This window comes from Priestia aryabhattai B8W22 (assembly GCF_000956595.1).
GTDB classification, from domain to species: domain Bacteria; phylum Bacillota; class Bacilli; order Bacillales; family Bacillaceae_H; genus Priestia; species Priestia aryabhattai.
In genome coordinates this window covers 65,924-81,693 of record NZ_JYOO01000006.1, presented here as the reverse complement: position 1 = coordinate 81,693, position 15,770 = coordinate 65,924, and the positions used below count along the sequence as shown (strand labels likewise).

12 protein-coding genes and 1 pseudogene are annotated in these 15,770 nt (G+C 36.6%); 11 read left to right on the top strand and 2 right to left on the bottom strand.

What is annotated here, in order from left to right; translation table 11 throughout:
- The first annotated feature begins 286 nt into the window (after positions 1-286).
- The 3 genes from N178_RS06615 (at position 287) to N178_RS06605 (ending at position 2,409) form a co-directional block, all read left to right on the top strand.
- A complete protein-coding gene (locus N178_RS06615) occupies positions 287-1,672 on the top strand; it encodes an amino acid permease (protein WP_045291395.1) in 1,386 nt (461 codons plus the stop codon).
- A 156-nt stretch (positions 1,673-1,828) separates the two neighbouring features.
- Positions 1,829-2,050 carry a hypothetical protein gene (locus N178_RS06610; protein WP_016763596.1) on the top strand — a complete coding sequence of 74 codons (222 nt, stop codon included), beginning with the start codon at positions 1,829-1,831 and terminating at the stop codon, positions 2,048-2,050.
- Positions 2,051-2,208: 158 nt separating this feature from the next.
- Positions 2,209-2,409, top strand: a complete 201-nt coding sequence (locus N178_RS06605) for a hypothetical protein (protein WP_045291392.1) — start codon at positions 2,209-2,211, stop codon at positions 2,407-2,409.
- A gap of 89 nt (positions 2,410-2,498) precedes the next feature.
- Here N178_RS06605 and N178_RS06600 read toward each other — a convergent pair whose 3' ends face one another.
- Together N178_RS06600 and N178_RS06595 are read right to left on the bottom strand one after the other, a co-directional pair.
- Positions 2,499-2,708: an alpha/beta-type small acid-soluble spore protein gene (locus N178_RS06600; RefSeq protein ID WP_013058452.1), complete on the bottom strand. Its 210-nt coding sequence runs from the start codon at positions 2,706-2,708 to the stop codon at positions 2,499-2,501.
- Positions 2,709-2,798: 90 nt separating this feature from the next.
- Positions 2,799-3,782 carry a LacI family DNA-binding transcriptional regulator gene (locus tag N178_RS06595; RefSeq protein WP_045291391.1) on the bottom strand — a complete coding sequence of 328 codons (984 nt, stop codon included), beginning with the start codon at positions 3,780-3,782 and terminating at the stop codon, positions 2,799-2,801.
- Between the two features lie 316 nt (positions 3,783-4,098).
- On the opposite strand from N178_RS06595, the pseudogene N178_RS06590 reads away from it, so the two are divergent.
- The 8 genes and pseudogenes from N178_RS06590 to N178_RS06555 all read left to right on the top strand — a co-directional run bounded on the left by N178_RS06590 (position 4,099) and on the right by N178_RS06555 (position 15,751).
- A pseudogene (locus tag N178_RS06590) lies at positions 4,099-5,340 on the top strand (oligosaccharide MFS transporter).
- 21 nt (positions 5,341-5,361) lie between these two features.
- Complete coding sequence (locus N178_RS06585) at positions 5,362-6,819, top strand: glycoside hydrolase family 32 protein (protein ID WP_045291529.1); 1,458 nt, start codon at positions 5,362-5,364, stop codon at positions 6,817-6,819.
- A 275-nt stretch (positions 6,820-7,094) separates the two neighbouring features.
- Complete coding sequence (locus N178_RS06580; RefSeq protein ID WP_045291389.1) at positions 7,095-8,555, top strand: protein adenylyltransferase SelO; 1,461 nt, start codon at positions 7,095-7,097, stop codon at positions 8,553-8,555.
- A gap of 590 nt (positions 8,556-9,145) precedes the next feature.
- Positions 9,146-10,597, top strand: coding sequence for a glycoside hydrolase family 68 protein (locus N178_RS06575; protein WP_045291387.1), 1,452 nt, complete (start codon positions 9,146-9,148; stop codon positions 10,595-10,597).
- A 362-nt stretch (positions 10,598-10,959) separates the two neighbouring features.
- Positions 10,960-13,743, top strand: coding sequence for a sigma-54-dependent transcriptional regulator (locus N178_RS06570; RefSeq protein ID WP_045291386.1), 2,784 nt, complete (start codon positions 10,960-10,962; stop codon positions 13,741-13,743).
- A gap of 254 nt (positions 13,744-13,997) precedes the next feature.
- Positions 13,998-14,438, top strand: a complete 441-nt coding sequence (locus N178_RS06565; RefSeq protein WP_045291384.1) for a mannose/fructose/sorbose PTS transporter subunit IIA — start codon at positions 13,998-14,000, stop codon at positions 14,436-14,438.
- On the top strand, positions 14,435-14,929 hold the full coding sequence (locus N178_RS06560; RefSeq protein WP_028413929.1) for a PTS sugar transporter subunit IIB: 495 nt from the start codon (positions 14,435-14,437) through the stop codon (positions 14,927-14,929). Before N178_RS06565 ends, N178_RS06560 begins: the two co-directional genes overlap by 4 nt.
- A gap of 12 nt (positions 14,930-14,941) precedes the next feature.
- Entirely contained in the window at positions 14,942-15,751 is an 810-nt protein-coding gene (locus tag N178_RS06555) for a PTS mannose/fructose/sorbose transporter subunit IIC (protein ID WP_028408130.1), read from the top strand.
- Positions 15,752-15,770: the final 19 nt, after the last annotated feature.

The following is a 15,770-nucleotide window of genomic DNA, read 5'->3' as shown; positions in this document are numbered from 1 at the left end:
AATTTTAATTATACTGAAATAAAAAACTATTTCACGGAGATGACTGATTTGACAAAGGTAAATGGTTTACTAAAGTGTTTTTCTGAAAAAAACAATTGTATTTCTGAGGAAAATTTATTATTATAAAATAAGTAATTATACAGTCGAATAGCTAAAAATAGAAAAATAGTTTAGTTGTAAAGGTACTAGGTAAAAATGGAATGATTTAAACACGACAGCTGTTCCATCAGAAACAGAAAGTATCTTTCCTAACAGAGCTATAACAAGTTTAGGAGGAGGAAATGGAATGGCAGACAAAGAGCTAAAAAGAGGCTTAGAATCTCGTCACATTCAAATGATCGCGCTTGGTGGAACAATTGGCGTTGGATTATTTATGGGATCAGCAAGCACGATTCAATGGACAGGTCCATCGGTATTGCTTGCTTACGCAATTTGCGGAATGTTTATTTTCTTTATTATGCGTGCTATGGGCGAAATGCTCTACATGGAACCAAGCACAGGTTCATTCGCTACATTTGGCCACAAATATATTCATCCATTAGCAGGTTATATGGCTGCGTGGAGCAACTGGTTTCAATTTGTAATCGTAGGGATGTCCGAAATTATAGCGGTAGGAGCATATATGCATTACTGGTTCCCTCATTTACCAGCTTGGGTGCCTGGTATGATAGCTATGTTGATTTTAGGCGCAGCAAACTTAATTTCAGTAAAATCATTTGGAGAGTTTGAATTTTGGTTTGCGATGATTAAAATTGTAACGATTATTTTAATGATTATCGCAGGACTTGGATTAATTTTCTTTGGATTTGGAAATGGTGGAGACGCCATCGGATTATCAAACCTTTGGGCACACGGCGGCTTCTTTACAGGCGGATGGTCAGGCTTTTTCTTTGCACTATCTCTTGTTATTGCAGCTTATCAAGGAGTCGAGCTAATTGGGATTACAGCTGGTGAAGCAAAGGATCCTAAAAAAACGTTAACAAGCGCGATTCAAAGTATCATTTGGCGTATTTTAATTTTTTATATTGGAGCTATTTTCGTCATCGTGACGGTATATCCTTGGAATGAGTTAGATTCTTTAGGAAGTCCATTCGTATCTACATTTGCTAAAGTTGGTGTTACGGCAGCAGCAGGTGTCATTAACTTTGTAGTCATTACGGCAGCGATGTCAGGCTGTAATAGCGGAATTTTTAGTGCAGGACGCATGCTTTATACGCTTGGTGTAAACGGTCAAGCACCTAAACTCTTTACAAAAATTTCTCGCAACGGCGTTCCAATTTACAGTACACTCGCTGTTATGATTGGATTAGTAATTGGTGTTATTTTAAACTACATCGCTCCACCTAATGTATTTGTTTATGTATACAGTGCTAGCGTGCTTCCTGGAATGATTCCTTGGTTCATTATTCTTATCAGCCAAATTCGTTTCCGTAAAGCTAAAGGTGCTGAAATGGATAGTCATCCTTTCAAAATGCCCTTTGCACCTGTAACGAACTATGTAACCATTGCTTTTCTACTAATGGTGCTTGTAGGCATGTGGTTTAATGATGAAACGCGTATTTCACTTATTGTAGGAGTTATTTTCCTCGCTCTCGTTGTCATTAGTTTTTACGCATTCGGAATAAATAAACGTATGATACCTGATAAAGAGAACGATCAAATTAACAAATAAATATGCTTTTTCATAATCGAAAAGCAAAACAAAAAAACGGCTGATAAAAGTCGTTTTTTTGTTTTGTTTAAATAAAAGACATAAGAAAAAATGTCATTGTGTACTGATAGTTTGGATAAACTATATTCGTTCATATAACGTAAAGGAGCGAATGTCATGAGAAGTCACAGATATATTATCAAAGATTCACTAAAAGCTGATGAAGTTGCCAAAGATTTGGAACTGCAGCTGGACATAAACCGAATGTCGGATGTCAGAATTCTTTCGGTAAATGCACAAAACGAAATACTCGTTCAAATGCAGGAGGAGAACGAGGAAGCAGGAGATGTTATTGATGTATTTATGAAAGAGTATAAAACAGGAGAAATTATTGAATAGCACGTAATTGAGAAGAATATTGAGTGGTTTTGTTGAATAAATAAAAAGAAAACACCTTTATTTTTTATTGAAAAAGAAACGGACGTAAGAAAACTTCTTGTTTATCAAGAAGTTTCTTTTGTATCTGAACAGTAGTTTGTATACGTAGGGGAGAGGTGATGAAGGTGAAAAAAAATGGTGAAGGTCACGTCCTTTTTATTATTCTCGGAGGCCTGTTTATTTTAATAGGTACACTCTTTGCAAATACCTCCGTTTATTTTCTCATCTCCGGATGGATAGCAGCTGTCTGTTGTTTGGGAATCAGTGCTGTACTAAAGAAAGGAAAAACAAAATCAGTCAGTAAAGAGGATGAGCAATAATAATTTTTATATAAAGATGGAAATTAAATATATGAAAAGGAAGAATGGATATCCATTCTTCCTTAAGTCATGGTGTGTATGAAATTGTCTTAGAAACGTCCGCCGCCAAGTTGTTGCTCAGCTAATTGTACAAGACGTTTTGTGATTTCGCCGCCTACTGATCCGTTTGCACGTGCAGTAGTGTCAGCTCCTAAATTTACTCCGAACTCGCTAGCGATTTCATATTTCATTTGATCGATTGCTTGTTCAGCTCCGTATACTAATAATTCATTATTATTGCTGCTTTTATTGTTTGCCATTGTATTCAACTCCTTTCTGTAACGTTAAGGTGTGAATAAAGGAAGAAGAATATGCAACAAACTGATATTTATTTTATAAAAAACGTATTTTTACGTTGTTTGCCCTTCTAGAAGTTTAACTGGAAGACAGATTTCACGGGGGACATTACTAAATTCTCCTTCAATTTCTTTTAGTAAAATATCAATGGCTGTTTGAGCAATCGATTCAATGGGCTGTTGAATTGTAGTTAGACCAGGTAACAAAGTCTGACTGGCTTCCGTTCCGTCATAGCCCACAATTTTTAAATCTTTTGGGATGCTTTTTCCTCTTTTTTGTGCTTCAGCAACTACTAAAGCTGCAAGTAAGTCATCGCTTGCAAAAATACCATCTACTTCCGGATGTTCTTCAAAAACCTTAGAAATAGTTTCTCGCTGAATGTTGCGGTCAAAGGTATTTGAAATTTCATACGTGATAGGCTGTTTTCCGTACTGTTTCATCACGTTTTCATAAGCTTTCCTTCTTAAGTTAGCTGGAGTTTCAAGTTTAAGGGGACCGTTAATATGAATAATATGCTTACAATCTTTTGAAATAAGCAATTCCGTGGCTTGTTCTCCTCCAGAATAGTTATCAGAAGATACGGTAGGAATACCTTTTGATAAATAATGATCCACTGCTACTACAGGAAGGCTTTGACTTTCGGAATCAAAAATACCTCTATTATAAGTAACGGCAATAACACCGTCTACCTGATTTCTGATAAGCATTTCTACATATTTTTTTTCTTTATCAATGCGATTCAGACTGTTACAAAGAAGTACTTTGTAGTTGAGGGAAGCACATATACTTTCAATATGAAAGGCTAACTCTCCGAAAAAAGGGTTGCTTGTTTGCGGGACAATCATACCGATTAAATTTGTTCGCTTATTAAATAATGAACGCGCAATATCATTTGGGAAATAATTAATTTCTTTCATTGCTTTATAAACATTTTCTCGCGTTTCTTTGCTTATGTAACCACGGTTATTTAATACACGAGAAACTGTAGTCGGTGAAACACCTGCAATTTTTGCTACATCACTAATTTTGGCTTTCATCTAGTTTCCTCCTAATTTCTCCAAAACCTTGCTTTACCAGACATGTAAAAGTCTTAAAATAAATGCAATCAAGCAAGCAGCTTTCCAGTCGCTACGTTTTATTTTGATACATAAAAATCTATGTAAGGATTGTAAACGGTTTATTGAACAATTTAAACATACCATAAAGCTCACTTTTACGCCTAATACAATCTTTTTGCCATATAAAATGTGAAACCGGTTGACATATGAAACCGGTTGACATAAAATCAAATTGAAAGTGCTTTCATTTTGTTAGATAAAAGATTTTATATCTTAAGCTAAAGGGGTAACTAAAATGAAAAGTTCAAAAAGTTTATATTGGAAGCTGAGTGCATATTTTTTCTTCTTCTTTTTTACGTGGTCGTCGAGCTACTCTTTATTTTCTATCTGACTAGGGCAAGAGATTAAGTTGAACGGATCAGCTACAGGCTTAATCTTTTCTGTAAACGCTATCTTTGCTTTGTGTATGCAGCCTTTGTACGGATATATATCTGACAGGATAGGTTTAAAAAAACACATTTTATTTTTTATTAGCTGTCTTTTAGTGTTTGTAGGACCATTTTATATTTTTGTTTATGGGCCTTTGCTTCAATACAATGTGTTGATAGGAGCTATTATTGGAGGCTTATATTTAGGAGTAGCGTTTTTGGCGGGCATCGGAGCGATTGAAACATACATAGAGAAAGTCAGCCGGAAATATAAATTTGAGTACGGGAAATCTAGAATGTGGGGGTCATTAGGCTGGGCTGCAGCTACATTCTTTGCAGGACAACTATTTAATATTAATCCTCATATTAATTTTTGGGTGGCATCCGTTTCAGCGGTTATCCTAGTGGCTATTATTTTTTCTGTGAAGGTAGAAATGAGCAGCTATGAAATGGAAAAAGCTGAATCCGTCACGCTGAGAGATGTAGGTAATTTATTCTTATTGAAGGAATTTTGGCTTTTTATGATTTATGTTGTTGGCGTTACGTGCGTGTATGGAGTATACGATCAGCAATTTCCTATCTATTATGCATCTTTGTTTCCTACTGAATCGATAGGTAACCAAGTATTTGGCTACTTAAATTCATTTCAAGTATTTTTAGAAGCTGGAATGATGTTCGCAGCACCGTTTATTGTAAATAAGATTGGTGCAAAAAATAGTTTGATTTTAGCAGGATTTCTAATGGGATTTCGTATTATTGGGTCAGGACTTGTGGTTGGTCCAATTGGAATATCTTCAATGAAGCTTATTCATGCATTAGAACTTCCTATTATGCTCATTGCCATCTTTAAATATTTGGCAGCTAACTTTGACACGCGCCTATCTTCTATACTTTATTTGGTTGGATTCCAATTCGCTTCACAAATAGGTGCTTCAGTCCTTTCACCCATAGCGGGAGGATTATATGATAGCGTAGGTTTTTCCCGTACCTATTTAATTATGGGAGGTATGGTTTTGGTATTTAACGTTATTTCCATGTTTACACTACTAAACTCTAAAAAACATAAGTTTATAAGAAAAGATGTACAAGAAAACACGCAGATTATATAGGGGGATATGATGATGTTAACGATAAATAAAATCGAGCAAGCTCAAAATTCATTAAATGAAGCAGAGAAAAAGATAAATCATCAATATCGGTTGGGGTATCATATTATGGCGCCAGCGAACTGGATTAATGATCCGAATGGATTGGTTCAGTACAAAGGAGAATATCATGTTTTTTATCAACATCATCCTTATGACGAGAATTGGGGCCCGATGCACTGGGGACATGTAAAAAGCAAAGATCTTGTTCATTGGCAGCATTTACCGATTGCTTTAGCTCCTGGAGATGCATTTGATAAAGATGGATGTTTTTCTGGAAGTGCCGTGGATAACGAAGGAGAGCTTACGCTAATTTATACAGGACATAATTATATAGACAAAGAACTGGATACTTTTTTTCAAAACCAAAATATAGCTGTTAGTAAAGACGGCATTACCTTTGAAAAAGCAGAGGTCAACCCAGTTATTGCTGAGCCGCCGGCAGATAGCTCTCATCATTTTCGAGATCCTAAAGTATGGAAGCACGAGGATTTCTGGTATATGATTCTAGGAAACTCAACAAAGAAACAAGAGGGACGTGTTATCTTATACAGGTCTTCAAATTTACGACAGTGGGAATATGTTGGCTTCCTTGCTAAAAGCGATGGAGATCTAGGATACATGTGGGAGTGTCCGGACTTCTTTGAGTTAGACGGAAAGCATGTGTTAATGATTTCTCCTCAAGGGATAGAAGCAAAAGGTGATTCCTATCACAACCTTTTCCAAACGGGATATTTAGTTGGAGAATATAGTTATGAAACCAATACATTTCATCATGGGTCATTTACTGAATTAGATCATGGCCACGATTTTTATGCTGTTCAAACGCTTTTAGATGATAAAGGAAGACGAATTGCAATTGGATGGATGGACATGTGGGAAGCTAATATGCCAACGAAAGAGGATGGATGGTGCGGTGCGCTAACGCTTCCGAGAGAACTAACTTTAAGAGAGGATAAAGTGTTAATGAACCCCGTCCAAGAGCTTACATCACTTCGGAAAACTCAGTATAATATGCTAACCAATAAAGCTCTTTCTAACAGCTATGTAGTAGAAGTAAATGAAGACTTGCTAGAGATACAAGCTGTATTTGATTTAGCGGACTGCCAAGCTTCATCGGTAGGAATAAAAATTCGTGGAATAAACAATGAAGAAACGCTTATGTGTTATAACCTTAATGAGCAAAAGCTATTGCTTGACTGTACTCACTCGGGAAAAGAAGATGGAGTTAGGAAAGTAGCGTTACAAGCAGGTGAGACACTAGCTTTACGAATATTTGTGGACCGTTCTTCCATTGAATTATTTGCAAACGAAGGACAAGCGACCATGACGAGCCGTATTTATCCAAAAGAAAGCAGGCTCGGAATTGAATTATTTACTGAAGGAGGAAACGTAATCGTAAAAGAGTTAACGTATTGGAATTTAAAAGATATTTGGGGGTAAAATACAGAGGAAGAAGTATATTAATACTTCTTCCTTTTTTGAGCATTTAATAGCTCGTCAACAAAGTGGAGGTATACAAATGGATAAGGCACTTTAGATTAAAAGTATAAGCAAATACGATATAATAGTAAAAGAGAAAATAAAATGAAAGAGAAACTGTCCTGCTCTAAGACGCCTCGAAGAAAGCAGGACAGAGCAGCGCTGCTGCGCGTATAAAACAGCGATCAGTAAAGAAAAGAATTATGTTTTAAGACACAAAAAGAAAAGGAGATACGATGACTAATCAAAAAGAAACAGGATGGAATTTACGTAATAGCTATGCGGAGTTACCAAACATCTTTTTTACCCCTCTTGATCCTAATCCAGTGAGTTCACCTAAAATAGTTAAATTTAACGACTCTTTAGCCGCATCTCTAGGGTTACAAAAAGAACAGCTGCAAAGCCAAGAAGGAGTTAGTATTTTGGCTGGAAACAGTTTTCCAAAAGGTGCTTTCCCCCTTGCACAAGCTTATGCAGGGCATCAATTTGGCCACTTTAACATGCTAGGTGACGGCCGGGCTTTGCTGATAGGGGAGCAAGTTACGCCTTCAGGTGAACGAGTGGATCTTCAGCTTAAAGGCTCAGGCCGAACTCCGTATTCCCGAGGAGGAGACGGTCGGGCAGCTCTAGGACCTATGCTGCGTGAGTATATTATTAGTGAGGCTATGCATGCTCTTGGTATTCCAACTACTCGGAGCCTAGCAGTCGTAATAACAGGCGAATCCATTGTTCGTGAAAAAGAACTGCCGGGGGCGATTTTGACGCGTGTAGCTTCCAGTCACCTTCGTTTTGGCACATTTCAATTCGCTGCAAAATGGGGAACGGTCGAAAACCTTCAAGCGCTAGCTGACTATGCATTAGAACGACACTTTTCCCATATAGAAAAGAATGAAAAAAAATATTTATCATTGCTTCAAGAAGTGATTAAGCGGCACGCTACCCTAGTTGCTAAATGGCAACTTATTGGTTTTATTCACGGCGTCATGAATACGGATAATATGACAATTAGTGGAGAAACAATTGACTATGGACCATGTGCGTTTATGGATACCTATGATCCAGAAACTGTATTTAGTTCAATTGATGTACAAGGGCGCTACGCTTATCAAAATCAACCAGGCATTACAGGGTGGAATCTTGCGAGGTTTGCTGAGGCTTTATTACCGCTGTTGGATCAAGATATAGAAAAAGCAGTTGAAATAGCTCAAAGCGCCGTGACGGAATTCCCAAAATTCTATCGAGAAAACTGGCTGGCAGGTATGCAGGCTAAACTTGGACTTTTTAACGAAGAAAAAGAAGATGAAGCATTATTCCAAGAGCTTCTTACCATGATGAAAACCTATAAAGCTGACTATACAAATACGTTTCGTGCATTAACTTTCGATAAGCTAGGAAATAATGACCTGTTTGAAAGCGAAGAATTTGCACAGTGGCAGGAGTTATGGCAGAAAAGACTAGGTAGGCAAAAACAATCTAAAGCGGAGTCGGAAGAGCTTATGAAAAATAACAATCCGGCTGTCATTCCTCGAAATCACCGAGTAGAAGCAGCACTAGACGCAGCACAAAAAGGAGACTACAGCGTTATGGAAGATTTTCTAAAAGTGCTTTCTAGCCCATATGAATCGCCTTATCAGTCAGAGTACTGTACACCGTCTGCTCCGTCTAATCAGCCTTATCAAACGTACTGCGGAACTTGATTTATTTAGATAAGAACAGCTATTTAAAGACAGCGTAAATGACATCAAAAAGAGCTCTTTATAAAGAGCTCTTTTTGATTTTCTGAAAAATGTATGATTGATTCATTAAAATGATAGCGATTCCTTAGGAAGAGCTGGATAAAATTTAGCAGTATAAAAGAATCAAAATAAAAAGAGATTACCTAATTCTTTTGTCTCTTATTATTACCAGTAGAAACTATTATATAATAAATTATTCCACTATTTCACAAAAAATACATTAACGATATTTTTTTGAAAATGGTCTAATTTAATAGCTGTAGAAGAACTTATAAAAAATAGCAGGTTAAATATGACGATCAATTTGCCTACTTAATCAAAAAGTTAAAGATTTAAGACTTTATAACTAAATTAAAAAAATAAAGGGAGAAAAAAGGGTATGGGCACTCCATTTTACCTATTTGACTTTTTAATATTATGCAAGTAATCTTGGAAAGGTAATGGAACCGGTTCTGTTATTTCGCCAGATTGATATGACTTCTCGATACATAGAAAATGAATTGCTTGTGAGTGACACAAGAAAAAGTATTATACAAAAGGGAGAAAAACAGATGAATATTAAGAAAATCGCAAAGCAAACTACAGCTTTATCTTTTGCTACAGCTCTGTTAGTAGGTGCTGGATCTCAAACATGGGCTGCTGAAAGCAATCATAAAGATACTAATAATAATTATGGAGTTTCCCATATTACGCGTGATAACATGCTGAAAATTCCTCAGCAGCAAAAAAGTGAACAGTTTAAAGTTCCAGCTTTTGATAAATCAACAATCAAAAATATTGCCTCTGCAAAAGGGTATGATAAATCGGGCAATTTAATTGATTTAGACGTATGGGACAGCTGGCCTCTGCAAAATGCTGACGGAACAGTAGCCAACTATCATGGTTACCAAGTTGTATTTGCGCTAGCAGGTGATCCGAAAGATGCTGATGATACATCTATTTATGTGTTTTATCAAAAAATAGGTGAAGATTCGATTGACAGTTGGAAAAATGCAGGAAGAGTGTTCAAAGACAGTGACAAATTTGTACCGAATGATCCTCATTTGAAAAAGCAAACACAAGAATGGTCAGGATCTGCTACTTTAACATCAGATGGAAAAATACGCTTATTCTATACTAACTTTTCAGGTACAAACTATGGAAAACAAACCTTAACAACAGCTCAAGTAAATGTATCTCAGCGAAGTGCAGATACGTTAAAGATTGAAGGTGTTGAAGATCATAAATCCATTTTTGATGGTGATGGTAAAAAGTATCAAAATATTCAGCAGTTTATTGACGAAGGCGCATATGGTTCAGGAGATAATCATACGTTGAGAGATCCTCACTATGTAGAGGATAAAGGGCATAAATACCTTGTGTTTGAAGCAAACACAGGAACTGAAGATGGTTATCAAGGTGAAGATTCCCTTTACAATCGAGCTTACTACGGTGGAAATAATCCATTTTTCCAATCAGAAAAAGAGAAATTACTGCAGAGCTCTAATAAAAAGAAAGCCGCTTTAGCAAACGGTGCGTTAGGCATTGTTGAATTAAATAACGATTTTACCTTGAAAAAAGTAATGGATCCACTGATTACTTCAAACACGGTGACAGATGAAATTGAACGCGCAAATGTATTTAAAAAAGATGGGAAATGGTACTTATTCACAGATTCTCGCGGATCTAAAATGACTATTGATGGTATCGGCCAAGATGACGTATATATGCTAGGATACGTATCAAATACGCTGACAGGAAAATACAAGCCGCTAAATGATACAGGACTTGTTTTACATATGAACCTCGATCCTAATGACAAAACGTTCACGTATTCACACTTTGCAGTTCCACAAGTGAAAGGAGACAATGTCGTAATTACAAGTTACATGACAAACAGAGGCTTCTATTCAGAGGAACACTCTACGTTTGCTCCTAGCTTCTTGTTAAATATTAAAGGATCGAAAACAGCTGTTGTGAAAAATAGTATTTTACCACAAGGACAATTAAGTACGGATAGATAATTTTTAAAACCGAAAGAAAATGGCGGCAACTGCTGCTGTTTTCTTTCGGTTTATTATGTAATCACAAATATGCTGTAACTGCAGTGCTGATTAAAATAAAAAAGTAGTATATACAGATTCACAGTTATTTTATTTAAAGAAAATGAAACATTCAGACAGACTATAACTTTAAGAATGAAACCGGTTGACATGTAAGGTTGACTAACTTAATATATTTACATATAATGGCTTGAAACGCTTTCGTAGATTAGTATGACATGATGATACTTATAGATGAAATAACTTGTAGTAGTAGGGAATGTTTCATTTCTTTGAAAGAGAAAATCCCGTTCGTTAACTGAAAATAAAGAAGGTGCTTCTTAATGAAACGAATTGATAAGGTATATAATCAGCTGTTGAGTAATTTTCAGGAGTTTACAGAAGTAGAACTTTTACATAAACAAGGAAGCTCAGCGATTGAAATTGCTGAACAGTTAGATTTAGAGAGATCTAATGTAAGTCTTGAACTGAATAAACTTGTCCGTATGCAAAAAGTAATCAAAATTAAAATGTTCCCCGTTCGCTACGTTCCGCTAGAGGTTGTCGAAACAATTTTTCGTCAAAAGTGGGATACGAATAAGATGGAAGTGGAAAAACTAGAGCAGCTATCTAATGGAGGAAAAGAAGAAGCACTTCCTGCTAATCCTTTTGAATTGATGATTGGGGCCACAGGCAGTTTAAAAAAATCGATTTCTCAAGCAAAAGCTGCTGTCCTTTACCCGCCCAATGGGTTACATATGCTGCTATTAGGTCCCACGGGATCAGGCAAATCTCTTTTTGCAAAACAAATCTATCAATTTGCTTTATATTCAGAGAGGTTAAAAACAGGGGCCCCGTTCATTACCTTTAACTGCGCTGATTATTATCACAATCCTCAATTACTTCTTTCTCAGTTATTTGGTCATAAGCAAGGGAGTTTCACTGGAGCAACTGAAAGTAAAGTAGGTTTAGTAGAACAAGCAAATGAAGGCATTCTCTTTATGGATGAAATACACCGGCTTCCTCCTGAAGGTCAAGAAATGCTTTTTTACCTCATTGATCAAGGTACGTACAATCGCCTAGGGGAAACAGATCATAAGCGAACGTCTAAAGTATTAATTATTTGTGCTACAACTGAAAATCCCGGTTCAGCCTTACTGCAAACTTTCTTAAGAAGAATTCCGATGACTATCCATATTCCCTCATTAGAAGAGCGATCTCTAAAAGAAAAGCTTCGTCTCACAACGTTTCTTTTAGAACAAGAAGCTAAACGAATTAATAAAAAGCTAAGTGTCCACATTGATGTATTAAATGCTTTAATCCACACTGAAAAATTCGGGAATGTAGGGCAGTTAAAGTCCAATGTACAGCTCGTTTGCGCACACGGATTTTTAAATAACCTTGATAGTAAACATATGGTGGAACTTACAGTGAGAGATTTGCCTGATGATATTAAACGAGATTGGATTTCGAATAGTAAAAATATGGAGCGCAGCAGAAAAATTTCTGAATATGTAAACCTCAAAACGATTATTTCTCCGGCTATGGAGAGCCAAGAAATAAAAATGGAGGAAGAAGTATCATTTAATTTATATCAGTTAATAGAAGAAAAAGTAGATGTTTTAACAAAAGAAGGTTTATCTCAGGAAGACATCAATCAATATATTCTTACCGACATTCATTTGAATGTTCGGAGCTTTTTTAATCAAAAAAATGGCCAGAGTTCTAATTTAATGAAATTCGTAGAAGACGACGTGATTCAGCTTACAAAAGAATTAAAACATTTAGCAGAAAAAGAATTGAGCTGTAAATTTGATCGCAGATTTATTCATTTTTTAAGTATGCATATGGAATCCTTTTTAAAGCGAAAAAAACAAGTAGACGTATTAAATACAAAGGAAATAGATGAAATTCGCGAAACATATCCAAAAGAATATGCGGTAGCCCTGCTTTTTAAAAATCGAATTGAAAAGTGGTTTAACATTGTCGTGCCAGAAATAGAAGTCATTTATCTCACAATGGTTATTCAATCCATTCGAACGTTAGAAGAAAATAAGCGAGTGGGGATTGTAGTTGCTGCACATGGAAACAGCACGGCAACTTCTATGGTAGAAGTGGCTAAGGAGCTTTTAGGGAGCACTCCTATTATAGCTATTGATGTACCTTTGACGGTATCTCCAGTCGAAATTGTAGATAGGTTAGTCCAGGGAATTAAGAAAGTAGACGAAGGAGAAGGCGTATTAATGCTTGTGGACATGGGCTCGCTTGCCATGTTAGAAAGCAAGTTGGAACAAAAAACAGGGACTAAGATTAAAACAATTAGCAACGTGACGACGTCTATGGTGTTAGACACCGTTAGAAAAGTAAATTATTTAGACTTAAATTTATATGCCATATTTGATTCGGTGCAAAAAGACTTTATGGAATTTATAGATAAGCAGCATGTGCTTGGAAAAAAGAAAGCCCTTGTTTCTATTTGTACAACAGGAAGCGGTACAGCAAAACAATTAGAAAAAATCTTAACGATTATTTCACGCAAAGTATCTCAAGAGCCTATTAAAATTCTAACCGTTTCTTCTATTAAATTAGCAGCAAACATTCGGGAAATTCAAAAAGAATATGAAATTGTGGCAACAGCAGGTACCAAAAACCCTAAGATTGATGCGCCTCATGTATCGCTAGAAGTCCTTATTGAAGGGCAGGGAGAGCGGATACTTCAACAGGCAATTACAAAAGAAACGATATGCTATGATGAGGAGCAGACAGAAGGGAATATTGTAGTGCGTGAACTTTGTGAAGAAAACTTGCGAAAGTATCTTCTATTTATTAATCCGTATCTCATAAGTGAAATTCTGTTAGAGTGGTTACGTCACGTACAAGATGAGTTAGAAATGGAATTAAGCAACACCGTTATGATTCGGATTGTGATGCATACAGCCTTTGCTTTAGAAAGAATGATAAAAAATGAACCTCTTGCTTTTCCGAAGGATGAAGAAATCACTCATCAATTGGAAAATATTTATCAAAAAACGGAAAAAACATTACAAGCCGTCGAAAAAAAGCTGAAACTTACCTTAACAAGAGATGAAAAATTATTTATTTCCACTATTTTTGCGGATGAAATGTAAAAATCATATTATAATCCTAAGAAACTAGTTTGATTTATATGCCACTAGTTTCTTTTTTTGTCTCACTTTTCAAATAACAGAAAAACCTGTATTAAAACGCATTGCGTTTTGATACAGGTTTATTTATTTTAAAAAACCTGTATCAATAACAAAGAAAAAGGTATTGAAAAATAAATGAAAGCGCTTAATACTCTTTGTTGGCACGATACTTGCAATAAATAAGTGTAGAACGCAAAAGAGAGGAGCAAGTGTACATGATTTCAGTCATTATTAGTGGACATGGTGATTTCGCACCAGCATTAGAAGGGTCTTCCAAAATGATATTCGGTGAAGAGAATCACGTAGTAGCCGTACCTTTTCTAAAAGGAGAGGGTATCCAAACCCTTGAAGAAAAATATAAGCAGGCACTAGAGGAAATCCCTTTAGAAAATGAAGTGCTTTTTCTAGTCGATATTTTCGGAGGTACACCCTACAATGCAGCTACTCCCTATATCCTTAAAAATAAAACAGCGGATATGGTGTCGGGAGTTAACTTGCCTATGTTACTAGAAGTGTTAGCCATGCGAGAACACGTTACATTAAAAGAGATGCTAGGAAGATTAAAGCAAGTGAATGAAGAAAGTTTTCAAGTGTGCAGTGAACATTTAGAAAAAATTCAGCAAACAAACCAAATCGGAGAGGATGGATTATTATGAAAATCGTTTTAGCAAGAATTGATGACCGCTTTATTCACGGGCAGGTATTAACAAGATGGATTAAAACAAATGCAGCAGATCGAATTATCATTGTTTCAGATGAGGTGGCAGCGGACGAAATGAGAAAAACGCTGATTCTTTCTGTAGCTCCTTCGAATGTAAAAGCAAGTGCTGTCTCGATTTCTAAAATGACAAAAGCCTTTCATAGTCCGCGTTACCAGGATACAACAGCCATGCTGCTGTTTGAAAGTCCCGCAGATATTGTTGCTCTTGTTCAAGCTGGAGTGCCTATTGAGACAGTGAATGTAGGCGGCATGCGTTTTGCTAATGACCGAAAACAAATCACCAAATCTGTAAGCGTTACCGAAAAAGATATCGATGCTTTTGAGAAACTGCAGGAACTAGGCGTAAAGCTTGAACTGCGCCAATTACCTTCAGATTCTAGCGAAAATTTTATTCAACTACTGAGAAATGAAACAAAAATCAAATAAGGAGATGAGTTTATGTCTTCCATACAAATTATTTTATTATTAGTCATTGCAGCGGTAACTGGCATCGCAAGCGTGTTGGACGAAGGGCAATCCCATCGTCCTCTCATTGCCTGCACGTTAGTAGGGTTGGTGCTTGGAGATTTAAAAACGGGCATTATTTTAGGTGGAACGCTGGAATTAATGGCTCTTGGATGGATGAATGTTGGATTGGCGATGGCACCTGATACGGCTATTGCTTCTGTTATTTCAACTATTTTAGTTATCACAGCTGGTCAGGGCATTGGTGAAGGCATTGCGGTAGCTATAGCTTTAGCAGCCGCAGGGCAAGTACTCACCATTTTTGTTCGTACCATCACAGTATTTTTAATTCATCGAGCTGATAAGTACGCGGAAGAAGGAAACTTTAAAGGAATTGAAATTATGCATATTACTGCTATGGGTTTTCAGGCTCTCCGCGTTATGATTCCAACTTTAATTGTTACATTAATCAGCGTAAGCGCCGTGCAAACTTTCCTCGGAAATATTCCGGAAGTTATTACAAAAGGTCTGCAAATTGGAGGAGGCATTATCGTGGTCGTAGGATATGCCATGGTTATCAATATGATGAACATTCCTCATTTAAAACCTTTTTTCTATATCGGGTTTTTATTAGCGGCATTTACAGGGTTTAACCTGGTAGGATTTGGGGCGTTAGGTCTTTGTTTAGCCCTTCTTTATCAGCAAGTAATGCAGCAGCGAAATCAAATGCAGCCGGCAGGCGTTCCCGCAGCTACAGGGAGCGAACAAGTATATGATGATGACGATGATGATTTAGATGCCTAAACGGCGAACTTAAGGGAGG